Consider the following 21,060-nt stretch of genomic DNA (forward strand, 5'->3'; position numbering starts at 1 on the left):
GGGGGAGGAGGGGGCGCAGGAAGCGCTTCCGGAAGTGGGACGCGACGAGGGGCGAACGGGTCCGAAACTACGGGCCGCCCTCGGGGCCCGGATCCGGGCCGGCCGGCAACGCACGTTATCTTCGCCCCGCCCGTTGAGGGCTTCCACCTGCTGTTTTCGATCCGAATGCCCCGTTTGCTCCGCGTCGCCGTCGTTGTCGCGCTCGCCCTCGCCGCCGCGGCGACGTCGGCCCAAGACCAGATCGTGTTCCGCCCGGACGTGGCCACGTTCCGCTACACCGACGAGCAGTCCCTCGTCGAGCTCTACCTCTCGTTCCGGGCCGAGACGCTTCCGTTCGCCGCCGACGGCGAGACGTTCCAGGCGACCGTCCCGGCCCACGTCGTCGTCCGGCCCGTGGCCCAGGCGGCGCCGGGGGCGGCCGAGGTCACGCCGGTCGTCGACCAGACGCTCTCGTTCGCGTACGCCCTGGCCGACACGGCCGCGCTGGCGTCGACCCAGGTGTTCGTCGAGCAGGTCCGGCTGGCGGTCGCGCCGGGCGAGTACGAGCTCGACGTGACGCTGGAGCCCGAGGGCCAGCGCGAGGTCCGCGCGCTCCTCAACCTGACCGTCCCCGACTACGCGGCCTCGGCCGGGACGGCGATCTCGGCCGTCCAGCTCGCGACGTCGATCCAGCCGACGACCGACCCGGGCCCGCTGTCGAAGAGCGGGCTGACGGTCCGCCCCAACCCGGACGCCTTCTACGGGGGCGTCGGGGCGACGGTCCGCTACTACGCCGAGGTGTACGGGCCGCCGGCCGAGACCGACACCTACACGCTGCTGGCGTTCGTCGCCGAGAGCGCGGACGGCCAGGCGATGGCCGACCACGAGACCCGGCTGACGCGGCGCGCGCGGCCGGTCGACGTGGTGGCCGGCGAGCTCGACGTGAGCACGCTGCCGAGCGGGATCTACCACCTCCGGCTCGTCGCGCTCAACGAGGCGAACGAGGCCGTGGCCGAGCAGACGAAGCGGTTCTTCGTGATCAACCCGGACGTCGAGCGGGCCCTCAGCGCGGCCGACCTGATGTCGTACGAGGAGACGCTGTTCGGGGCGATGGGCGAGGAGGAGCTGGCGCTCAACGTCCGCCACGCCCGGGTCCTGGCGACGAGCCGCGAGCAGGCCGAGATCTCGTCCATCCAGACCGACGACGACCGCCGCCGCTTCCTCACGGCGTTCTGGACCGCCCGCGACACCGACGGGCTCCCCGGCGTCAACCGGGCCCGCCAGGCGTTCTACGACCGGCTCCGGCTGGTCGAGTCCCGGTTCAACGAGTTCGGCCAGGAGACCTACGAGACCGACCGCGGCCGGGTCTACCTGAGGTACGGCCCGCCGACGGAGATCGACCGGCGCCCGTTCGAGTCGAACCTCCTCCAGCACGAGGTCTGGGGCTACGACAACATCCCGGGCGAGGGCCGCGCCGTGTTCGTGTTCGTCGACCGGTACTCGTCCGACCGCTACGAGCTGATCCACTCGGACGTGACGGGCGAGGTCTCGCTCCCGAACTGGCAGACCGAGATCCAGCGGTAGCGCGGGGAGGGCCCGTCGTTTGCTGGTGGCGGGGAGGCCGAGACTCCGCTCGTGGGCGAGCGGCGGTTCGCAGTCGGCGGCCCCGCGCGCTCCCGCCAGGGTGAGCTCTCCCTTCCGCGTCGTCTTGAGCGTGCGGAGAGCCTGCCCCCGCGGAGGCGGGGGACCTCGGCATGGACCGTCGAGTTCGTCGGCGCCGCCTGCGGCGTGGGGACTCCGCGGTGAGATCCCCGGGTCGAGTCCGGGGCAGGCCCTTCACGTCCGTTCAGGACGACAAAGCGAGGGGGCCTGCAACGAGCGCGCGTTCGCCCCGCCGTTCCCACGCTCTGCGCACGGCGTCGTCCGGGGCGACGGTAGCTTCGGGCTCCCCCCGCGCACCGCCATGACCGAGCCGTTCGTCCGCGTCCACGCCCTGCCCGACCACGTCGGCGAGACCGCTACGGTGAACGGGTGGCTGTACAACGCGCGCGGGTCAAAGGGCTTGCGGTTCTTGGAGCTCCGCGACGGGTCCGGCATCGTCCAGGTCGTCGTGAACCAAGAGCAGGTGGACGCGGCCTCGTGGGAGGCGGCGGCGTCGCTGACGCAGGAGAGCGCGTTCCGCGTCGTCGGCGAGGTCCGGGCGGACGAGCGCCAGCGGGGCGGCGTCGAGGTCCAGGCTGGGTCCGTCGAGGTGATCGCGCTCGCCGAGCCGTACCCGATCACGCCCAAGGAGCATGGCACCGAGTTCCTGATGGACCGCCGGCACCTGTGGCTCCGCTCGCAGAGGCAGTGGGCCGCCATGCGCGTCCGCAACCGGATCATCACGGCCATCCACGGCTACTTCCAGGGCGAGGGGTTCGTCCAGATGGACGCGCCGATCCTGACCGGCAACGCCGTCGAGGGGACGTCGACGCTGTTCGAGCTCGACTACTTCGGCGAGCCGGCCTACCTCACCCAGAGCGGCCAGCTCCACGGCGAGGCGATGGCGATGGCGCACGGCAAGATCTACACGTTCGGGCCGACGTTCCGGGCCGAGAAGTCGCGCACCCGGCGACACCTCACGGAGTTCTGGATGATCGAGCCCGAGATGGCGTTCTACGACCTCGCCATGAACATGGAGGTCGCCGAGGAGCTGTTGGTGGCCATCCTCGACGCCGTGCTGGCGGACTGCCGCGACGAACTGGAGATCTTGGAGCGCGACACGGGTGCCCTGGAGGCCGCGCGCCAGACCCCGTTCCCCCGCCTCAGCTACTCCGACGCCGTCGACCTGCTCACGGGCGACGCGACCCAACTCATGCTCGACGCTGAGCAGGAGGGGCTGGAGGACGAGCGGCACGCACTTGAAGAGGAGCGCGACCGGAACCGCGCCGCCTACGGCCAGGCCAAGAAGGGCGAGAAGCGGCGGATCGACGCCCGCGAGATCGAGATCAACGTCCGCCTGGACGAGATCGCCGAGGGCCTGCGCAACATCCCGACATGGAAGGCCAGCGCCGCCCAGTTCACCTGGGGCGACGACTTCGGCGCGTCCGACGAGACGATCCTGACCCGGCATTTTTCGACTCCCGTCATCGTCCACCGCTACCCGGCGGCCGTCAAGGCGTTCTACATGAAGCGCGACCCCGACGACGACCGGCTGGCGCTGGGCATGGACGTGCTGGCGCCCGAGGGCTACGGCGAGATCGTCGGCGGCGGCGAGCGGGCCACCGACTTGCAGTTTTTGCGCGACCAGGTCGAGGCCCACGGCCTGCCCGAGTCGGCGTTCGACTGGTACTTCGACCTGCGCAAGTACGGGAGCGTCCCGCACGCCGGGTTCGGCCTCGGGTTGGAGCGGACCGTCGCCTGGATCTGCGGGCTGCCGCACGTCCGCGAGACGGGCCCGTTCCCGCGCCTGCTCGGCCGCCTGCACCCGTAGACGAGGCCCCGCGCCGGGCCGTTGTTCGCGCTCCTCTCCGCCACCGCCATGCGCACGCTTCTCCTCGCTCTCGCCCTCCTCGCGGCGCCGGCCGTCGCCGCCCAGTCCGTCGAACTGGACCTCGACGCCGGCACGATCACCGTCGTCGGCTCGGCCACGGTGACGGCGCCGCCGGACCGGGCCGTCGTCCGGCTCGGCGTCCAGACGCGCGCGCGGACGGCGGCTGAGGCGCTCCGCCAGCACGAGGACGACGTGGCCCGGGTGCTCACCCAGGTCCGCACGTTCGGCGTGCCCGACCGCCAGATCGTGATCGAGGGCCTGAGCCTGGGCGAGAACTACGGCCGCGACGGGCCCGACGGGTTCATCGCCTCACGCGTCGTCTCGGTCTCGACCGACAGCTTGCGCGTGGTGCCGGAGCTGGTGGCCTCGGTCGTCGAGGTCGGCGCGAACCGGCTCGACGGGCTGTTCTACACGATCAAAGAGTCCGGCCCGTACCAGGACCAAGCGCTCGCCCAGGCGATGGACCGGGCACGAGCCAAGGCCGAGCGGCTGGCGACGGCGGCCGGGCGGAGGCTGGGCGGCGTCGTCGCGATCGTGGAGCAGGGCGGCGGCGTGATGCAGCCGTTCCAGCGGGGCCCCGTCGCCTACGACGAGGTCGTCGTCGAGTCCATGTCGGCGGAGCCGGCGGCGTACTCGGCCGGGTCGAGCCAGGTCCAGGCCAGCGTCGTCGTCCGGTTCACGCTCGGCTCGTAGGCATGGCCGACGTCCCCACCGTCCCGTACGCCGTCGAGCCGCTGACCGAGGCCGAGTCGCTGGCGCGGGCGCAAGCGTTCTTCCGTGAGATGGACGCCCGGCGGTCGGTCCGCGACTTTTCGGATCGGCCGGTCCCCCGCGCCCTCGTCGAGCGGGCCATCGCGACGGCGAGCACGGCGCCGAGCGGGGCCCACATGCAGCCGTGGACGTGGGTGGCCGTCTCGGACCCCGACGTCAAGCGCCAGATCCGCCAGGCCGCCGAGGCCGAGGAGCGCGCCAGCTACGACGGCCGGATGTCGGACGAATGGCTCCAGGCACTGGCGCCGCTCGGGACCGACTGGCGCAAGCCGTTCCTCGAAACGGCGCCCTGGCTCGTCGTCCTGTTCGCCCAGCGGACCGGCCTCCGGCCCGACGGCCAGCGGCGGAAGCACTACTACGTCCAGGAAAGCTGCGGCATCGCCGCCGGCCTGTTCATCGCCGCCCTCCACCACGCCGGCCTGGCCACGCTGACGCACACGCCGTCGCCGATGCGGTTCCTGAGCGAGATCCTGGAGCGGCCGGCGAACGAGGCCCCGTTCATCCTCTTCCCGGTCGGCTACCCAGCCGAGGGCGCCAGCGTGCCGGACCTCCAGCGGAAGGGGCTCGACGAGGTCGCCGTCTGGCGCTGAGCGGCGCCCGCGCCGGTCACGTCGAGCGCGTAGAGACCGGCGATCCCGCCGACGAGCCGGAACGTGACGGCGTCGCCCGGGTGGAGGGCGTCGCGGGACGAGAAGGGGACGAGCGTGCCGTGGACGCAGCACAGCGTGCCGGTGCCGCGAGCGGGGTTGAAAGCGTGGACGGTGCCCTGGATCATCGGTCTGCGAGAGGGGAGAGAGGACCGCCCTACGGACGCCGGTCCGGCGGGATGCAAACAAAACGAGCGCCCGATAGAGCAGAATGCGTGTGGGTGTACGGGGGGAAGGCGTGTGGGAGTGGCGAATCCGCGTCGTCTGGGCGACCCTCCATCCCCCCGCGCCAACCTGAACTCTGTTCTGGTCTCTCCTCGGGCGCTCGCGACGCTGGCGGTAGGTTCCCGCTCGACACGTCCCGACGCATGCCCCGAGTTTCCGAGACCCGTCGTCCGCTCCCGATGCTCCCCCGGATCATGGAGGTCGAGGCCGACCCCGAGCGGTGGACGATCACGGCCACCTTCGACACGGGCGAGCGTCGGCGGTTCGACGTGGCGCCGTTGCTCCATCGCGGCGTGTTCCGGTCGATCTCCGACCCGGAAGCGTTCGCCGCCGTCGGCGTCGACGAGATGGGCGGCGTGGTGTGGGAGGCCGGGCCGGACCTGTCGCGGGACACCGTCTACCTCGCCAGCGAGCCGGCCTGACAGTCGATTCGGGGCGGGCAGCGGGCGCGTCCGACCCCAGAAACGCGCGAGCGCCCGACGGTCTCCCCTCGGGCGCTCGCGAACCGGACGGAACCGGAGCCTACGTCGTCGCGCGGACGCGCCGGACGTTGTGCGCGGCGATCCCGGCCATCCCACCGCGGACGGCGAACTCGACCGTGTCGCCGTGGGCGAACTCGCGGTCCTGCGCGTTGCGGACCGAGAACGGGATGCCGGCGTCGGTCTGGTGGTGGCGCACGAAGCCGGTGCCTCGGCGCGCGTTGAAGTGGGTGATGGTGCCCTTGGTCATGGGTCTCTCGTTTGGGGTCGGGGATCAAATTTGTCGGCCCGGAGGGTAGCGAACGCAGACGGAGCCCTGATGCGAGAGTGGCGGAGGCTCGGCAAAGGATCCGTTCAGCCGGTGCGAAGGCCGGGCCGGGTTGAGAGGCGACCACCCGACGCCGATACCGGGTCGGAACCGCCCGCCGCTCGTGCCCGCTGTCGCCCCGTCGCCCGCTTGCGCCGCCCCGTCCCGAGACGTGGGCGCCGAGCTCCACGCGCTCGTGGCCGAGCTGGTGCCGCTGCGGCGCTGCATCACCGGGGACGGGCTCCGTCAGACGCTGCTGGCCCTAGGGGAGAGGGTTCCGCTCCGGATCACCGAGGTCCCGACCGGCACGCCCGTGCTCGACTGGACCGTCCCCCAGGAGTGGCGCGTCCGCCAGGCGTATCTGGCCCGGGCGGACGGGACCCGCGTCGTGGATTGGGCCGGAAGCCCGCTCCACCTCGTCCAGTACAGCGTCGCCGTGCGCGACCGGATGCCGCTGCGGGCGTTGCGCGCTCACCTCCACACGCTCCCCGACCAGCCGTCGCTCGTCCCGTACCGGACATCCTACTACGCGCCGACGTGGGGCTTCTGCATGAGCCAACACGCGCTCGACGCGCTCGCGGCCGAGATCGGGGAGAGCGGCGAGGTCGAGATCGTGATCGACGCCGAGCACGTCGAGGGGAGCCTGACCTACGGCGAGGTCGTGATTCCGGGCGAGACCGACGACGAGATCCTGCTCTCGGCGCATGCCTGCCACCCGGCGCTCGCCAACGACAACGCCTCGTCGCTGGCCGTCGCGACGGTGTTGGCGCGGCGCCTGCTCGACGGGCCCCGCTTGCGCCACACGGTCCGCGTCCTGTTCGCGCCGGGCACCATCGGCGCCATCGCCTGGCTCGACCGGAACCGCGCCGACCTCGGCCGGATCCGCCACGGGCTGGTGCTGGCGAACCTGGGCGACGCGGGCGGCTTCACCTACAAGCAGACGCGGAGGGGCACGCTGGACGCGCCGCTGCCCATCGACCGGGCCGTCGCGCTCGCGATGCGTGACCTCGGCTGGGCCCTCGACGTCCGCCCGTTCGCGCCGACGGGCTACGACGAGCGCCAGTTCGCCAGCCCCGGCTTCGACCTGCCCGTCGGGCGGCTGACGCGGACGCCGCACGGCGAGTACCCCGAGTACCACACGTCCGCCGACGACCTCGACCTGGTCCGCCCAGCGTCGCTGGCGGCGTCGCTCGACGCGCTCTGGGCCATCGTTATGGCCCTCGACGGCGACGGCCGCTACCGCAACACGCAGCCGTACGGCGAGCCCCAGCTCGGCCGGCGCGGGCTCTACGCCAGCTTGGACGGGCCCGCCGCCCAGCAGGCCGCGCTCTGGGTCCTCAACCTGTCCGACGGCAAGCACTCGCTCCTCGACGTCGCCGAGCGGAGCGGCCTGCCGGTCGCCACCGTCCGCGCCGCCGCCGACCGATTGGAGGAGGCCGGCCTCCTTGTCCCCACCGACCGATGACGCACCCCGACCCCGACTTTTCGAGGTTCGCGGCCAGCCGCGCCCACCAGGCCTGCGCCCACCGGCTGATCCCGGGCGGCGCCCACACCTACGCCAAGGGCGACGACCAGATGCCCGAGTGGATGCCCGTCGTGATCGACCGGGGCGAGGGCGCGTTCGTGTGGGACCTCGACGGCAACCGCTTCATTGAGTACGGCCAGGGGCTCCGGTCGGTCACGCTCGGCCACGCCGAGCCGCGAGTGACGGCCGCGGCCACCCGAGAGCTGGCGCGCGGCACCAACTTCTCCCGGCCCTCTCGCGTCGAGCTCGAAGCGGCCGAGGCGTTCCTCGCCTTGATCGGCGCCGAGTGCGTCAAGTTCTGCAAGGACGGGTCGTCCGCGACGACGGCCGCCGTGAAGGTGGCCCGGGCCGCGACCGGCCGAGACACGGTCGCCGTGTGTTCGGACCACCCGTTCCTTTCTCAAGGCGACTGGTTTATCGGGACGACGCCGATGGCGGCCGGCATCCCCCGAGCGGTCCGAGACCTGACCGTGGGGTTTCCCTACGGCGACGTCGCCGCGCTGGAAGCCGTCCTGGACGAGCACCGGCCGGCGTGCGTCGTGATGGAGGCCGTCCGCGACGGGGCGAACCCGACCCGGTATCTCCGGGCGTGCATCGCGGCGTGCCGGGCGCGCGGGGTCGTGTTCGTCTTGGACGAGATGATTACCGGCTTCCGGTGGAGCGCGCGCGGCGCGCAGGGGCTCTACGGGCTCGACCCCGACCTCTCGACGTTCGGCAAGGCGCTGGCGAACGGCCACTCGGTGAGCGCGCTCGCCGGGCGGCGGGACCTGATGGAGGCCGGCGGGCTCGGCTCGGACCGCGACCGCGTGTTCCTGCTCTCGGGCACGCACGGGGCCGAGACGCACGGCCTGGCCGCCGCCATCGCCGCCCTGCGGATCGCGCGCGACGAGAACGTCGCCGGCCGGCTGATGCGCCAGGGCGCCCGGCTCCGCAAGGGCGTGGCCGAGGTCGTCCGCGAGCGCCTGGCCGTGGGCTCGGTCGGGACCGCCGGCCGCGACTCGAACCTCGTCTTCTACACGCGCGACGCCGATGGCCGTCCGTCGCAAGCCTACCGGACCCTGTTCGTGCAGGAGCTCGCGCGGCGCGGCGTGCTCGCCCCGTCCTTCGTGATCACAACAGCGCACACCGACGACGTGATCGACCAGACGGTCGAGGCCGTGGCCGGCGCGGTCGACGTCTACGTCCGCGCGCTCGACGCCGGCTCCGTCGATGGCCTCCTCATCGGCCGGCCCGTCCAGCCCGTGTTCCGGAAAAAGGCCGGGACGGTGTGGACGTCGGTCTCCCGCTCTGGCGGCGACGGCGCCGTCTCTCCGCCCCCCCGTCTCAGCCCCCCGACCTCGTGAAAGTCGTCCTGTTCTGCGGAGGCGAAGGGATGCGGATCAAGGACCACTCCGGCCCGATCCCCAAGCCGATGGTGTGCGTCGGCTATCGGCCGATCCTGTGGCACCTCATGAAGTACTACGCCCACTACGGACACAAGGACTTCATCCTGTGCCTCGGCCACGGGGCCGACCACGTCAAGCGCTACTTCGTCGACTACGACGAGACGGTCTCGAACGACTTCGTGCTGACGGGCGGGGCCCATGTCGAGCTCTTGCGGAGCGACATCCACGACTGGCGGATCACGTTCGTCGACACGGGCCTGGCGGCGTCGGTGGGCGAGCGGCTGGTGGCCGTCCGCGACTTCCTCGACGGCGACGAGTGGTTCCTGGCCAACTACGCCGACGGCGTGACCGACGCGCCGCTCGACGACGTGGTCCGGTTCGCCCAGGAGAGCGACCGGGCGGCCACGTTCCTGGGCGTCCGCCCGAACTACACGAACCACGTGGTCCGGTCGGACGCGAGCGGGGCCGTGACCGACGTCCAGCACGTGACCGAGATAGGGCTCCGCATCAACGGCGGGTTCTTCGTGATGCACCAGCGCTTTTTCGACTACATCGGGCCGGGCGAGGACGTCCTGGGCCCGCCGGCGCTCCGGCTGGCGGCCGATGGCCAGCTCGGGTCGTACGCCTACGACGGGTTCTGGGCGTGCATGGACACGTTCAAGGAGAAGAAGCTGCTCGAGGACATCTACCACTCGGGCCTCGCGCCGTGGGAGGTCTGGGGCGACCGCCGCGTCGCCGGCGACGGCCACGCCGGGCCGCGCGGCGACGGCTTCCTCGAACCGCCCGTCCTCACGCCGCTCGCACAGGGATGAGACGTTGTCATCCTGAGCGCCAGCGAAGGACCTCGACTCGAACTCGCCAGCCCATCGGCGCCGGTGCGGCGGGTTCGGGACGACGGCGTCGAGATCCCTCCGGCTTCGCTCAGTGCAGTGTCCAGTCTCTATTGCCGGGCTCGCGGTCGGCCCGATCCATCACCCCTGCCCCCTCCTGTCCGGGAGGGGGACCTCGTGGGAGGGTTCGGCCTCGACGAACGGTCGCACGAGATGGGGAGGGGGACCTCGCGCCGACCTGACTGGCACGCGACCCGCCAGCCAACGACCAGCCCCCGCACGCCTCACCGCTCACGCCTCACCGCTCACGCCTTGTTCGCTCTCGACCCCGCCCTCGGCCGCGACCGGCCGCTCCGCCTCGTCTGCCTCGGCGCCCACGCCGACGACGTCGAGATCGGGGCGGGGGGGACCGTGCTCCGCCTGCTCGCCGAGCGGCCCCGGACCGAGGTGACGCTCGTCGTGTTCTCCGCCGCCGGCGAGCGCGCCGACGAGGCCCGCGCCAGCGCCGCCGACCTCCTCGCCGACGCGGCCTGCGCGGAGGCCCACGTCCTCGACTTCCGCGACGGATTCTTCCCGTCCCAGGCGACGAACATCAAGGCGTTCGCCCAGACTGCGCTCGAAGAGGTCCGGCCCCACCTCGTCCTAACCCACCGACGCGACGACGCCCACCAGGACCACCGCGTCGTGGCCGACGTGGCGTGGCAGACGTTCCGGGGCGCGACGATCGCGGCCTACGAGGTCCCCAAGTGGGACGGCGACCTCGACCGGCCCAACGCCTACGTCGCGCTCGGGCCCGACGTCCTCGACCGCAAGCTGGCCGTCCTCGACGCCCACTTCGCCAGCCAGCGCGACAAGCCGTGGTACGACGCCGAGACGTTCCGCGGCCTGGCCCGCGTCCGCGGCGTCGAGGCCGGCGCGCGCTACGCCGAGGCGTTCCACTGCGCGAAGCTCGTCTGGTGACGCCGTCCGACCCCGGCGCCTCGGCGGCCCTGGCGGCGGCGTGGATGGCCCTGGCCGTCTCGGGGCTCGTGCTGGCCGCCTCGTGGCTGACGCTGGCCGTCGCCGGCTGCGCGTCCGACGCCGGTGGCCTGTCCCATCCTGGCGGGGCGGCACCGGCCACCGCGAGTTGGGACGACGTCGGGCCCGCGCCGTGCCCTCCCGGCGCGTGGTCGGTCGACGGCGTCTGCACGCCGGCCGAAACCGCGTTCGCCGCGCCGGGCCGGACCACCTACGTCGTCGACGGATCGGACCCGTCCGCCAGCGACGGCAACCCGGGGACGAGTGACCAGCCGTGGCGGACGATCTCGCGGGCGGCCCGAGCCGGCGCGCTTCGTCCCGGCGACGCCGTGCTGATCCGGGCCGGCGTCTACCGCGAGGCCGTCCGCCCCGCGTCCGGCGGGACCGGGCCCGACGCGCGCGTCACGTTCGCCGCCCTGCCCGGCGAGACCGTCGTCGTCACCGGCGCCGACCGGGCCGACGACGGGTGGACGCGCCAGCCCAACGGTGGGTGGCGCCGGCCGTGGACTGGAGGTCAGATGCTCCCCTACTCCGACGACCCAACGTTCCGCCTCGAGCTGATGGCGGCCGACGGCCGCGTACTCCGTCCCGTCGGCCGCCGCGCGGAGCTGGCGTCGGGCCGGTTTTGGCGCGAGGGGCCGGACGCCGCGCCGGTCGCCCTCGTCGCTCGTTTCGAGGACGGCCGGCCGCCGTCGCAGGCCGGGCTCGTCGAGGTCGGGACGCGGCGCGTGCTGTTCGCCCCGCTCGGGCCCGACCCGTACGCTGGGTGCGGCGACCCGGCCACGCCAGGCTGGATCCGCGTCGTCGGGATCACCTTCCGCCACGCGACGAACCGCGCGCAGGAAGGGGCCGTCTGCGCTGGCAGCGAGGGCGGGCTGTTCGAGGACGTCCGCGTCGAGTGGACGAACGGGCTCGGCATCGACGCCTCGGGGCGCGAGCACACGTTCTTGCGGACGCGGGCCGACCTGAACGGGCAGATGGGGTGGGGCGGTAGCTGCCAGCGGTGCCTGTTCGACGAGACCGCGGCCGTTGGCAACAACTGGAAGGGGCACGACCCGGGCTGGGAGGCCGGCGGCGGCAAGTGGACCGAGACCTCGGACTCCGTCTTCCGCCGACACTATGCGGCCCACAACGACGGGCCCGGACTCTGGCTCGACGGCGACAACCACCGGAACACCATCGAGGGCGGCCTGCTCGTCGGCAACCGGGGGGCGGGCGTGATGCTCGAGCTGAACACGACCGGGACGCTCGTCCAGCACACCGTCGTTGCCGGGACGCGCTGGGTCGAGTGGACGGGGAGCGGCGTCCTGTCGCAGGCGGCGAGCGGCAACGCCTTCGTCCACAACACGGTCGTCGCGAACGAAGGGACGGGGCTGTGGCTCCGGCTCGATCCCGAGCGCCGGGCGCCCGACGGCGGCAACGTCGTCGCGAACAGCTGGATCGTGGGGAACGCCGCGAGCGACCACGAAGCGCGCGAGGTGGCCGTCGAGGGCCTGAGCCCGGCGCACGTCCGCACGAACACGTTCGAGGGCAACGCCTACGGCCGTCGCGGACGCGACCTGTTCCGGTCCACGTTCTTCGTCCACCCCGCCCCCGAGTGGCCGGCCGACTTCCGCAGCGACGACCTGGCGGGGTGGCGCCGCTTGGTCGGGGGCGACCGGACGGCGCGGCTGGTCGGCCCAGGGGAGCGAGTGGCGGCGTCGGCCGTCGGGCCGGTCGAGGCCGGGGCGGCGGGCGCGGGCGTGGTCCCGTTCGACCGGGTGGGAGCCGATCCGTCCCGGGTCCGGGCCGGGGGCGACTGGCGACACGCGCCCCCGACGCCGTGGTGGCCCCGATAGCCGAGCGGTCGGGCACGGCGTCGTCCCTCCGCCCAGGGGTAAACCGGAGGCCCTGGCGAGGGCGCGGAGGTTGATGGGGAGGTGGGGAATCGCCCTCGTTTGCATGGAGACCGTCGCCCTCTCGCCCGACCGGCCGTTCTCGCGCCAGCGGGAGCTGGCCCGGGCCTACACCTCGGACCACACCAAGCGGCGGGCGCTCAACGCGGCGTCGCTGGCGGCAGCCGAGGTCGCCGCGCTGGCCGTCGCGCTGCTCGCGGCCGGCCTGGTGCGCCAGGTCGTGATGGGGGAGGCCGGGGCCGAGCTCGGGTTCGGGTGGGCCGTCGTGCCGCTGTACCTGGGCGTGTCGGTCCTGGCCGGCCTGCTGCCCGGGTGGGGACTGGGCGCGGTCGAGGAGCTCCGCCGGGTGGTCCTGGTGGTGGCCGGCGTGTTCGGGCTGACCGTCGTCGGGCTGTGGCTGGCGAGCGGGCCGGACGGGGCCGTGGCGAGCCGGCTGGCGATCAGCGCCGCCGGCGCCTTAGCCGTCGTCCTGCTCCCGATGGCGCGGTGGAGCGCCAAGGCGGCCCTCGTCCGCCGCGACGGGTGGGGCGTCCCGGCCGTCGTCTACGGGGCGGGCCCGGCCGGCGCCCGCGTCGTCCGCCAGCTCCAGGAGGAGCGCGGGATCGGCTACACCCCGGTCGCCGTGTTCAGCGACGACGTGGACGTGTGGGGCGGCTTCCTCGACGCGATCCCCATCGTCGGCGACACGACGCGGGTGGCGCCCGAGGCGGCCGTCGCGTTCCTCGCGCTCCCCGAGTCCCGGCGCGACCGCCAGATCGACCTGCTCGAAGGGCCCCTCTCGTGCTACGCGACCGTCGTCGTGATCCCCGACCTGTTCGAGGCGCCGAGCCTGTGGGTCACCCCCCGCGACATCGCCGGTGTGTTGGGTCTCGAGCTCCGGTCGACGCTGACGCACCGGGCCCCCCAGTTCGTCAAGCGCTCGGCCGACCTGGTCGTGGCCCTGGCGTTGGCTCCGCTGTGGGCCCCGGTCGTCGGCCTGCTCGCGCTCTGGGTCTGGCTGGCGGATGGCGCGTCGCCGTTCTACGCCCAGGAGCGCGTCGGCCTCGACGGCGCGCCGTTCCGCGCCTGGAAGCTGCGGACGATGGTGCCCGACGCCGAGGCCGTCCTCCGCGCCGCCCTCGACGCCGACCCCGCGCTCCGGGCCGAGTGGGACGAGCACTTCAAGCTCGAACGGGACCCCCGCATCACCGCGCCCGGCCGCCTGCTCCGGCGGACCAGCCTCGACGAGCTGCCCCAGATCGTCAACGTGCTCCGGGGCGAGATGAGCTTCGTTGGGCCCCGGCCGCTGCCGGCGTACCACCACGGCGAGCTGAGCGAGCGCGTCCGTGCCTTGCGCGAGCGCGTCCGGCCCGGCATCACGGGCCTGTGGCAGGTCAGCGGGCGGAGCGACGCGGGCAACCTCGGGATGGAGCGGTGGGACCCGTACTACGTCCGCAACTGGTCGCCCTGGCTCGACGCGGTCATCCTGGTGCGGACCGTCCGCGTGGTGATGCAGGGGTCGGGGGCGTACTAGCGGGCAGTGGCCGGTGGGGAATGGCCAGTGGCGGGAGGCCTGCTCGCGGTTGCCGTCCTGGCTCCCCCGCTGGCCGCCGCCGGTTGTGGTCTGCCTCTAACCCACGTTGCGGGGTACCGGCCCGGGTGCCACGAGACCGAGGACCGGGGACGGGGACGTCCGGCGGTCCCCCGTCCTCTGTCCCCGACTCCCCGAAGCCACAGGGCGCAACGTGGGCTCTCTATTCCGCACCAGGCTCGCCACGAGCGATCTCCGTCTCGGCGTCCTCGCTGGCGGGGCCGCCTGTCGCCGGGGCCACCGCCTCCTCCACCTCGTCCTCGTCCTCCAGGTCGGGGTGGTCGGTGACGGCGGGGACGGGCGCCGCGAGCACGTCGGCCGTGGCCGTCTCGAGCTCCTGGACCTCCTCCAGGTCGATGTCGCCCTCGCCGCGCCACGCGATCCGCCCGTCGCGCGCCAGCAGGAAGGCGTAGACGTCGCCCGTCTTGAGCTGGAGCGTTTTGCGGAGCGCCTTGACGTCGACGTAGAGCGGGACGGTCCGGTCGCGCTCGGCGTCGGAGTCGATCTGGCCCCGGATGCCCATCGTCCCCAAGTCGCCGAGGAGCTTCATCTTCTTGCTCACGACGGGCGCCTCGACGACGGCGAACCGGTCGCCGTGGACCTCCGCGAGACGGTCGCCCAGCCGGGCCCACTGGTCCGCGAGCGGGTCGAGCGCGTCCTGGAACAGGACCACCACGAGCGTCGCGTCGGCCGGGAGGTCCTGGGGGAACCGGACGTCGGCGCCGTCGAGCCGGCGGCCCTTGACGAGCGGGAAGTGCGTGACCGGGTCGGACGAGAAGAAGCTCATGGGCCAGGGGAGCGGGTCCGGCAAGCTACGCCCCGCCCCCGGGCCCATCGGCGCGTCGTCAGGTCGCCAACGGCGCCCGGTGGAGGAACCCGGTCGGGTCGATGAGGTCGCGGCGCCGGTAGAACGGCTTCCGGTTCGAGTGCCGCGCCGAGGTCCCGGCGGCCCGGGTGAGCTTCCCCGTCTGTGTCTTGTCGTACATCTCGAAGTGGAGCATCATCGACGGGACGCCCAACCGCCGGCCGTTCCCCTTCTTCAAGATGCCGATCCGGCCGAGGGCCTGCCCCTTCGTGACCGTGTCGCCGGTCTGGACGGGCCAGGTGCGCTCGGGCGCGATCTCGCCGTAGCGGGCGACGAACGCGCCGTGGTCGACCTCGATCGCGTACGTCTGGAGGTAGAACGAGTGCGGCCCCCGGGTCACGGTCCCGTCGGCGACGGCGCGGACCTCGGTAAAGTCGGGGAAGTAGAGGTCGATGCCGGCGTGGGCCCGCTTCCCGCCCGACCGCCGCGACCCGAACGCCCGCATGCCGGCGCCGGGCCCGACGTAGAGGAACTTCGAGGACTCGGCGAACGGGAACGCCATGTCCACCTCGCCAATCGCGAGGAGCGCGTTGAGCCGCCGGAGCGTCGTGCCCCCCGGGTCGATGCGGGCGTCGGGGTCGCGGAAGCCGAGCCGGCGCTGGAGCCGGGCGACGGCCCCCTCGGTCCCGTCGCCCGAGGCGCCGTCAGCCGGGCCGGGGTGGAGGCGGGGGTCGAGCGTCAGGTCGGACGCCCGCTGGAGCGCCTTTTGGAGCGCGGTGACGTCGGCCTCGGCGTTGGAGGCGCCGGCGCCGACGGACGCGGAGAGGTCGAGAACCATGAGTCGGGGGAGGTTGGTGGAGTTGACAGACATCGGAGGTTGGTGGAGTTGACAGACATCCACCAGACCCGCCTCGATGAGATCGCGTAACCCTTGAAATCATGTTTCTTCCGCAGCGAGCAGCCTCGCCTCAAACGGCATCGCCTCGCCGCCGGCAGAGGGCCCGACGTCGCCGCGGTCCTGTTACCTCGGGGTCAGCGACGGCGGGGACGGCGTCGGTGGCCACGGCGCGGAGCGGGAGCGAGGGCAGGGCGAGCGCGCCGGCCGTCTGGCGGACGAACGCGCGGCGGGGGAGAGGGGGCATGTCGGCCGAGAGGGGGGGCGTGGGATCGCCGACCACGCCCGTCCGCCTGGGTCCCCAACGACACCGCCCCGCCGACGACGAGCGCCAGCGGGGCGGACGGGAAGACCGACGGACTGTTGCTCAGTCGTCGTAGTTGTCGATCTGGGCGCGCTGCAAGCCGCCCGAGAAGTCGATGTAGCACGTCTTCGTCTCCGTGTAGAAGTCGTAGACCTCCCAGCCGCCCTCGCGGTGGCCGTTGCCCGTCGCCTTGACGCCGCCGAAGCTCATGTGCGCCTCGGCTCCGATCGTCGGCCCGTTGACGTAGGTGATCCCGGCGTCGAGGTCGCGGAGCGCCCGGAAGGCCCGGCTGATGTCGGCCGTGTAAAGGGCCGACGACAGCCCGTAGATCACGTCGTTGGCGACGTCGATGGCCTCGTCAAAGTCCTGGATCTTGATCACCGACAGGACCGGCCCGAAGATCTCCTCCCGGGCGACCCTCATGTCGCGCGTGACGCCGGTGAGGACGGTCGGCTGGAAGAAGAAGCCGTCGTCCAGGCCGTCGCCGGTCGCGCGCTCGCCGCCGGTCGCAATCGTGGCGCCGTCCTCCCGCGCCACGTCCATGTAGCCGGTCACCTTGTCGAGCGCGCGCTGGTTGATGAGCGGGCCCATCTCCGTGTCGTCGTCGTTGCCGTAGCCCAGCGTCAGCGCTTGGCCGGCCCCGACGACGCGGCGGACCAGCTCGTCGTGGACGTCTTCGTGGACGATCAGGCGCGACGTGGCCGTGCAGCGCTGGCCGGTCGTGCCGAAGGCGCCCCAGACGAGCCCTTCCATCGCCAGGTCGAGATCGGCGTCCTCCATCACGATCGCCGGGTTTTTCCCGCCCATCTCGAGCGAGACCCGGGCGTGGCGCCTGGCCGCCGTCGCCGCGATCGCCGCGCCGGTCTCCGACGAGCCCGTGAACGAGATCGCGGCCACGTCCGGGTGGTCGACAATCGCCTGGCCCGTCTCGCCCGCGCCCTGCACCAGGTTCACGACGCCCGGCGGCACGCCGGCCGCCTCCATCACCTCGACCAGCAACATCCCCGAGTGGGGCGCGTCCTCGCTCGGCTTGAACACGACCGTGTTGCCGCTCAGGATCGCCGGGAACATCTTCCAGGTCGGCACGGCGACGGGGAAGTTCCAGGCCGTGATGAGCCCGCACACGCCGATGGGGCGGCGGACGGTCATGTTGAACTTGTTGTTCATCTCCGACGGGACCGTGTGGCCGAACAGCTGGCGGCCCATCGTCATGGCGTAGTAGGCCGTGTCGATGGCCTCCTGCACGTCGCCCTTGGTCTCGAAAAACGGCTTGCCCATCTCGCGCGTCATGGCACGGGCGATCTCGGCCTTGCGCTCGGTCATGATGTCGCCGACGCGCTTGAGGATCTCGCCGCGCTTGGGGGCCGGCGTCAGGCGCCAGGCGTCGAACGCCCCCTTGGCCGCCTCGACGGCCCGGGCGACGTCGTCGGCGCCGCTCTTGGGGAAGTGGCCGATCAGGTCGGACTGGCGGGCCGGGTTGCGGCTCTCGAAGGTCTCGCCGCTGGCGGCGTCGACCCACTGGCCGTCGATGTAGTTCTGGAACGTCGGCGTGTCGGGCATCGAGCGGTCTCGGGTTGGGGACCGCAAGCTAGGGCTGCCCGTGTGGCGCTTCGGTCAAGTCCGCCGGCTGGCCGCCTACGGCCCACACCCATCCGGCGGCCTCTGTAACACGTCTCGGGCGGCGAGAGACGCGGACGGGGAGGAGGCCCTGGGCTTCGCCGTCCCCGCCGGACTCCTGGACCGACCCGGACTCGGAGAGGACGCCCGACCCGGTACGGCCTTGGACCTTCCCGAGGAGCGGGAAGGCGACCACGGCCACGAGCGCGGGCACGTAGAACATGAGCAGGCGCCACGCGGCCGTCACCGCGACCAACTGCTCGGCGGCCACGAACGGCGTGTGGAGCACGAAGAACGTGGCCTCGGCGGCGCCCGCGGCGCCGGGCGTCGGGACGGCGGAGGAGACCGCGTAGGTCATCCAGCTGAGGACCCAGAACAAGAACGGCCGGAGCGGGCCGCCCAGCAGCGCGATCACGGCCGTGGCGACCGAGTAGCGCGCGATCCACTGGACCGCCGTCAGCGAGAGCGACAGGGCGAACCGGCGCTTCCCGCGCGTCGCGACCAGGCGGGCCACGTGCCGGACGTCGCCGACGACTCGGCGAGCGGGTCGCCGCGCACGGGCGCCCAGGCGGAGCGCGCGCCGCCGCAGCCGGGTCCCGAACGTCCCTCGCAGCGCGAGGCGCACGGCCCACGCGACGACCACCGCCAGCCCGGCGACGGCCGCCAGCCCGACCCACACGGGGTCGTCGAGCGCGGGCGCGGGCGACCCGGCCGCGCGGCGGAGCGACTCGGCCTCCCCGGCCGTCGAGAGCGCCGCGGCCACCGGGAGCGCGATGGCGAAGAACACCAGGTCCTCGACGGCCTCGACGGCCAGGAGCGACGCGGCCTGCCCCGGCGTGACGCCCCAGCGCGTCGTCAGCGCCCACCGGATCGTCCCGCCGCCGACGGCGGTCGGCGTCACCGCCGAGCCGAGCACGCCGCCCGCCGCGATCCGGAGCCCGCCCACGAACGGCACCGGCGTCCCCACGAACCGGGTCCAGATCCCGATCCGCAGGGCCTGGGTCACCCACGGGACCAGCGCCAGGCCGACCGCCAAGGCCACTGCCCACGGCGAGACCTGGCCCACGTCGCGGAGAAAATGGAAATCGGTCGTCAGCAGCGTCGCCCCGACGAGCACGAGCACGCCCAGCGGGATCAGCCACGCGGCCATCCGGAGGTGTCGGGGGAGGAGGGGCGACGTCATGCCGGGCAGGCCGAGCGGGGTGAGGCAGGCTACCTTGCAAACGCCGTACCCACCCCTCCGATGCCCGTCGCCACCGATCCCACCGCCGAGCGCTTGGCCGGCCGCCTCTCCGAGCGGATCCGCTCGGTTCCGCCCTCCGGCATCCGTCGCTTTTTCGAGATCGCCGCGACGATGGACGACGTGATCTCGCTCGGCATCGGCGAGCCCGACTTCGTGTCGCCGGCCCCGATCATCGACGCGGCCAAGGCGTCGCTCGACGCCGGGCGGACCGGCTACACGGCCAACCTCGGCCTGGCCGACCTGCGGGCCGCCATCTCGGACGAGCTCGACCGGATGTACGGGCTGAGCTACGCGCCCGAGAACGAGGTGATCGTGACCGTCGGCGCGAGCGAGGCCATGATGATCGCGATGCTGGCCCTCGTCGACCCCGGCGACGAGGTGCTCATCCCCGAGCCCTGCTTCGTGAGCTACGGCCCGCTCGCCGAGTTCTGCGGCGGCACCGTCGTCTGGGTCCCGACGCGCGCCGAGAACGACTTCCAGGTGACGGCCGACGACATCCGCAGTCGCATCACCGACCGGACCAAGCTCCTCTTCCTGGGCTACCCCAACAACCCGACCGGCGCCGTCCTGCGCCGCGACACGCTCGAGGCCATCGCCGAGGTCGTCGTTGAGCACGACCTGTTCGTGCTGTCCGACGAGATCTACGACCGGCTGGTCTACGGCGACGCCTTCGCGCGCGGCCACGTCTCCGTCCCGACGCTGCCGGGGCTGTACGAGCGGACGATCCTGATCGGCGGGTTCTCGAAGGGCTACGCCATGACGGGCTGGCGGATCGGCTACGCCTGCGCGCCCAAGCCGATCATGGACCAGATGTACAAGGCCCACCAGTACGTGGTGATGTCCGCCCCGACGATGGCCCAGGTCGGCGCGCTCGCCGGCATCCGCAACGCGCAGCCGGACGTCGAGTCGATGCGCCAGGCGTACGACGAGCGCCGCCGCGTCATCGTCGACGGCCTCAACGCGGCCGGGCTCCCGACGTTCGAGCCCGAGGGCGCGTTCTACGCCTTCCCGGACATCACCTCGACGGGCCTGTCGTCGGAGGACTTCGCCCAGCGGCTCTTGCAGGAGGAGCACGTGGCGTGCGTGCCGGGCTCGGCGTTCGGGCCGAGCGGGGAGGGCTACCTCCGGTGCTCGTACGCGACGGCGCTCGACCAGGTCGAGGAGGCGACGCGACGGATCGCCCGGTTCGCGGACAAGGTGCGGAAGGAGGGAGCGTAGCGCCGTCGCGGTCGGTCGTTACTCTCTGGGCTCCGGCCGCGTCCTCCCTCCGCACCTCCTCCACTCCGAATGCGCTGGCTCCTCGTCGCCCTCGTCCTGCTCTCCGCCGCCGACGCCCACGCCCAGTTCCGCCGCGCCGAGCCGTTCGCGGAGAAGGGCGACGTCGCGCTCGTGGCCGAGCTCGCCGGCCTCTCCGACCTCCGGCTCCTCCCGACGCTCGGCGGGATCGGCGTCCGCTACCGGCTGGCCGACCAGACCGTCTTCGGGACGAGCGTCAGCGTCCAGGTCATCGACTTCGAGTCGGAGTCCGACGGAGAAGACCAACGCGGCGAACGAAACGAGGACCGTGAGGACTCAGACTTTGCGGTCGCGCTTTGGCTCGAACAGCACCTCGGCCCCCGTCGCCGCGCGGTGTCGCCGTTCGTAGGCGCCGGGCTCCAGATCGGGGCCGGATCGTCCGAGTCCACCAGCGAACGGTCGTACTTCCCCTGCCGACCGTCCGACGAGTGCGAGCTCCAGACCCAGCGGTTCGATACCTCTCGGGAGTCGATGTCGGTCGGGGGCGCGCTGTTCGTCGGGGCCGAGGTCCGACTCGTCCGCGGCGTCACGCTGGGCGGAGCGTACACGCTGGGCGTCCGCTACACCGACGCCGAGTTTCGGACGGAGGGGGACGACGGACGAGGCAACAGCCTCGACGAGACCCGGGACGACAGCGCGTTGACGGTCTCGACGAGCGCGTCGCGCCTCTCCCTCTCGGTCTACTTCTAGGCGGGGCTACCCGGAACGACGAGCAGGGCTGGCGTGACGATGGGTGGC

At 72.8% G+C, this 21,060-nt stretch carries 20 protein-coding genes; 13 read left to right on the forward strand and 7 right to left on the reverse strand.

All coding sequences use genetic code 11. The annotated features are described in order from the left end of the window. Window positions 1-165: 165 nt before the first annotated feature. From ACOOHE_RS07135 to ACOOHE_RS07150, 4 genes are all read left to right on the forward strand, one after another. Complete coding sequence (locus tag ACOOHE_RS07135; protein ID WP_420457117.1) at window positions 166-1,563, forward strand: GWxTD domain-containing protein; 1,398 nt, start codon at window positions 166-168, stop codon at window positions 1,561-1,563. A gap of 379 nt (window positions 1,564-1,942) precedes the next feature. After that, window positions 1,943-3,451, forward strand: a complete 1,509-nt coding sequence (locus ACOOHE_RS07140) for an asparagine--tRNA ligase (RefSeq protein WP_420457118.1) — start codon at window positions 1,943-1,945, stop codon at window positions 3,449-3,451. 48 nt (window positions 3,452-3,499) lie between these two features. Beyond that, entirely contained in the window at window positions 3,500-4,204 is a 705-nt protein-coding gene (locus ACOOHE_RS07145; protein WP_420457119.1) for an SIMPL domain-containing protein, read from the forward strand. 2 nt (window positions 4,205-4,206) lie between these two features. Continuing rightward, the gene (locus ACOOHE_RS07150) at window positions 4,207-4,872 is read left to right on the forward strand and encodes a nitroreductase family protein (RefSeq protein WP_420457120.1); all 666 of its coding nucleotides are present in this window, start codon (window positions 4,207-4,209) and stop codon (window positions 4,870-4,872) included. On the opposite strand, the gene ACOOHE_RS07155 is transcribed toward ACOOHE_RS07150, so the two are convergent. Further along, window positions 4,800-5,057, reverse strand: coding sequence for a cold-shock protein (locus tag ACOOHE_RS07155; protein ID WP_420457121.1), 258 nt, complete (start codon window positions 5,055-5,057; stop codon window positions 4,800-4,802). The genes ACOOHE_RS07150 and ACOOHE_RS07155 overlap by 73 nt on opposite strands. 240 nt (window positions 5,058-5,297) lie before the next feature. Here ACOOHE_RS07155 and ACOOHE_RS07160 point away from each other — a divergent pair, with 240 nt between their 5' ends. Next, complete coding sequence (locus ACOOHE_RS07160; protein WP_420457122.1) at window positions 5,298-5,576, forward strand: DUF2442 domain-containing protein; 279 nt, start codon at window positions 5,298-5,300, stop codon at window positions 5,574-5,576. A gap of 100 nt (window positions 5,577-5,676) precedes the next feature. Here the strand turns inward: ACOOHE_RS07160 and ACOOHE_RS07165 are convergent, their stop codons facing one another. Further along, complete coding sequence (locus ACOOHE_RS07165) at window positions 5,677-5,883, reverse strand: cold-shock protein (RefSeq protein WP_420457123.1); 207 nt, start codon at window positions 5,881-5,883, stop codon at window positions 5,677-5,679. 181 nt (window positions 5,884-6,064) lie between these two features. On the opposite strand from ACOOHE_RS07165, the gene ACOOHE_RS07170 reads away from it, so the two are divergent. The 6 genes from ACOOHE_RS07170 to ACOOHE_RS07195 all read left to right on the forward strand — a co-directional run bounded on the left by ACOOHE_RS07170 (window position 6,065) and on the right by ACOOHE_RS07195 (window position 14,105). After that, the gene (locus tag ACOOHE_RS07170) at window positions 6,065-7,405 is read left to right on the forward strand and encodes a DUF4910 domain-containing protein (RefSeq protein WP_420457124.1); all 1,341 of its coding nucleotides are present in this window, start codon (window positions 6,065-6,067) and stop codon (window positions 7,403-7,405) included. Continuing rightward, window positions 7,402-8,808 (forward strand): glutamate-1-semialdehyde 2,1-aminomutase, encoded by a 1,407-nt coding sequence (locus ACOOHE_RS07175; protein WP_420457125.1) that lies wholly within the window; start codon window positions 7,402-7,404, stop codon window positions 8,806-8,808. The genes ACOOHE_RS07170 and ACOOHE_RS07175 overlap by 4 nt, the downstream gene beginning before the upstream one ends. Continuing rightward, on the forward strand, window positions 8,805-9,662 hold the full coding sequence (locus ACOOHE_RS07180) for a glucose-1-phosphate cytidylyltransferase (RefSeq protein WP_420457126.1): 858 nt from the start codon (window positions 8,805-8,807) through the stop codon (window positions 9,660-9,662). Before ACOOHE_RS07175 ends, ACOOHE_RS07180 begins: the two co-directional genes overlap by 4 nt. A gap of 330 nt (window positions 9,663-9,992) precedes the next feature. Continuing rightward, a complete protein-coding gene (locus ACOOHE_RS07185; RefSeq protein WP_420457127.1) occupies window positions 9,993-10,640 on the forward strand; it encodes a PIG-L deacetylase family protein in 648 nt (215 codons plus the stop codon). Further along, on the forward strand, window positions 10,637-12,535 hold the full coding sequence (locus ACOOHE_RS07190; RefSeq protein ID WP_420457128.1) for a right-handed parallel beta-helix repeat-containing protein: 1,899 nt from the start codon (window positions 10,637-10,639) through the stop codon (window positions 12,533-12,535). The genes ACOOHE_RS07185 and ACOOHE_RS07190 overlap by 4 nt, the downstream gene beginning before the upstream one ends. Before the next feature lie 103 nt (window positions 12,536-12,638). Continuing rightward, window positions 12,639-14,105 (forward strand): exopolysaccharide biosynthesis polyprenyl glycosylphosphotransferase, encoded by a 1,467-nt coding sequence (locus tag ACOOHE_RS07195; RefSeq protein ID WP_420457129.1) that lies wholly within the window; start codon window positions 12,639-12,641, stop codon window positions 14,103-14,105. Window positions 14,106-14,325: 220 nt separating this feature from the next. Here the strand turns inward: ACOOHE_RS07195 and ACOOHE_RS07200 are convergent, their stop codons facing one another. From ACOOHE_RS07200 to ACOOHE_RS07220, 5 genes are all read right to left on the reverse strand, one after another. Beyond that, window positions 14,326-14,949, reverse strand: a complete 624-nt coding sequence (locus tag ACOOHE_RS07200; protein WP_420457130.1) for a hypothetical protein — start codon at window positions 14,947-14,949, stop codon at window positions 14,326-14,328. Window positions 14,950-15,007: 58 nt separating this feature from the next. Further along, window positions 15,008-15,805 carry a M23 family metallopeptidase gene (locus tag ACOOHE_RS07205; RefSeq protein WP_420457131.1) on the reverse strand — a complete coding sequence of 266 codons (798 nt, stop codon included), beginning with the start codon at window positions 15,803-15,805 and terminating at the stop codon, window positions 15,008-15,010. Window positions 15,806-15,935: 130 nt separating this feature from the next. Then, on the reverse strand, window positions 15,936-16,109 hold the full coding sequence (locus ACOOHE_RS07210; RefSeq protein ID WP_420457132.1) for a hypothetical protein: 174 nt from the start codon (window positions 16,107-16,109) through the stop codon (window positions 15,936-15,938). 120 nt (window positions 16,110-16,229) lie between these two features. Continuing rightward, the gene (locus ACOOHE_RS07215) at window positions 16,230-17,726 is read right to left on the reverse strand and encodes an aldehyde dehydrogenase family protein (protein ID WP_420457133.1); all 1,497 of its coding nucleotides are present in this window, start codon (window positions 17,724-17,726) and stop codon (window positions 16,230-16,232) included. Window positions 17,727-17,754: 28 nt separating this feature from the next. Continuing rightward, window positions 17,755-18,966, reverse strand: a complete 1,212-nt coding sequence (locus ACOOHE_RS07220; protein WP_420457134.1) for a lysylphosphatidylglycerol synthase transmembrane domain-containing protein — start codon at window positions 18,964-18,966, stop codon at window positions 17,755-17,757. A gap of 60 nt (window positions 18,967-19,026) precedes the next feature. Here ACOOHE_RS07220 and ACOOHE_RS07225 point away from each other — a divergent pair, with 60 nt between their 5' ends. Next, window positions 19,027-20,244: a pyridoxal phosphate-dependent aminotransferase gene (locus ACOOHE_RS07225; RefSeq protein ID WP_420457135.1), complete on the forward strand. Its 1,218-nt coding sequence runs from the start codon at window positions 19,027-19,029 to the stop codon at window positions 20,242-20,244. A gap of 69 nt (window positions 20,245-20,313) precedes the next feature. Beyond that, window positions 20,314-21,012 (forward strand): hypothetical protein, encoded by a 699-nt coding sequence (locus tag ACOOHE_RS07230; RefSeq protein WP_420457136.1) that lies wholly within the window; start codon window positions 20,314-20,316, stop codon window positions 21,010-21,012. Window positions 21,013-21,060 lie beyond the last annotated feature (48 nt).

This window comes from Rubrivirga sp. (genome assembly GCF_965213695.1).
In the GTDB taxonomy this organism is placed as follows: Bacteria; Bacteroidota; Rhodothermia; order Rhodothermales; family Rubricoccaceae; genus Rubrivirga.

Coding starts and splice junctions, on each gene's coding strand:
- ACOOHE_RS07175 (WP_420457125.1), top strand. CDS start 7,402: ATGACGCACCCCGACCCCGACTTTTCGAGGTTCGCGGCCAGCCGCGCC.
- ACOOHE_RS07160 (WP_420457122.1), top strand. CDS start 5,298: ATGCCCCGAGTTTCCGAGACCCGTCGTCCGCTCCCGATGCTCCCCCGG.
- ACOOHE_RS07210 (WP_420457132.1), bottom strand. CDS start 16,109: ATGCCCCCTCTCCCCCGCCGCGCGTTCGTCCGCCAGACGGCCGGCGCG.
- ACOOHE_RS07155 (WP_420457121.1), bottom strand. CDS start 5,057: ATGATCCAGGGCACCGTCCACGCTTTCAACCCCGCTCGCGGCACCGGC.
- ACOOHE_RS07200 (WP_420457130.1), bottom strand. CDS start 14,949: ATGAGCTTCTTCTCGTCCGACCCGGTCACGCACTTCCCGCTCGTCAAG.
- ACOOHE_RS07145 (WP_420457119.1), top strand. CDS start 3,500: ATGCGCACGCTTCTCCTCGCTCTCGCCCTCCTCGCGGCGCCGGCCGTC.
- ACOOHE_RS07135 (WP_420457117.1), top strand. CDS start 166: ATGCCCCGTTTGCTCCGCGTCGCCGTCGTTGTCGCGCTCGCCCTCGCC.
- ACOOHE_RS07225 (WP_420457135.1), top strand. CDS start 19,027: ATGCCCGTCGCCACCGATCCCACCGCCGAGCGCTTGGCCGGCCGCCTC.
- ACOOHE_RS07140 (WP_420457118.1), top strand. CDS start 1,943: ATGACCGAGCCGTTCGTCCGCGTCCACGCCCTGCCCGACCACGTCGGC.
- ACOOHE_RS07150 (WP_420457120.1), top strand. CDS start 4,207: ATGGCCGACGTCCCCACCGTCCCGTACGCCGTCGAGCCGCTGACCGAG.
- ACOOHE_RS07165 (WP_420457123.1), bottom strand. CDS start 5,883: ATGACCAAGGGCACCATCACCCACTTCAACGCGCGCCGAGGCACCGGC.
- ACOOHE_RS07215 (WP_420457133.1), bottom strand. CDS start 17,726: ATGCCCGACACGCCGACGTTCCAGAACTACATCGACGGCCAGTGGGTC.
- ACOOHE_RS07230 (WP_420457136.1), top strand. CDS start 20,314: ATGCGCTGGCTCCTCGTCGCCCTCGTCCTGCTCTCCGCCGCCGACGCC.
- ACOOHE_RS07195 (WP_420457129.1), top strand. CDS start 12,639: ATGGAGACCGTCGCCCTCTCGCCCGACCGGCCGTTCTCGCGCCAGCGG.
- ACOOHE_RS07205 (WP_420457131.1), bottom strand. CDS start 15,805: ATGGTTCTCGACCTCTCCGCGTCCGTCGGCGCCGGCGCCTCCAACGCC.
- ACOOHE_RS07220 (WP_420457134.1), bottom strand. CDS start 18,966: ATGACGTCGCCCCTCCTCCCCCGACACCTCCGGATGGCCGCGTGGCTG.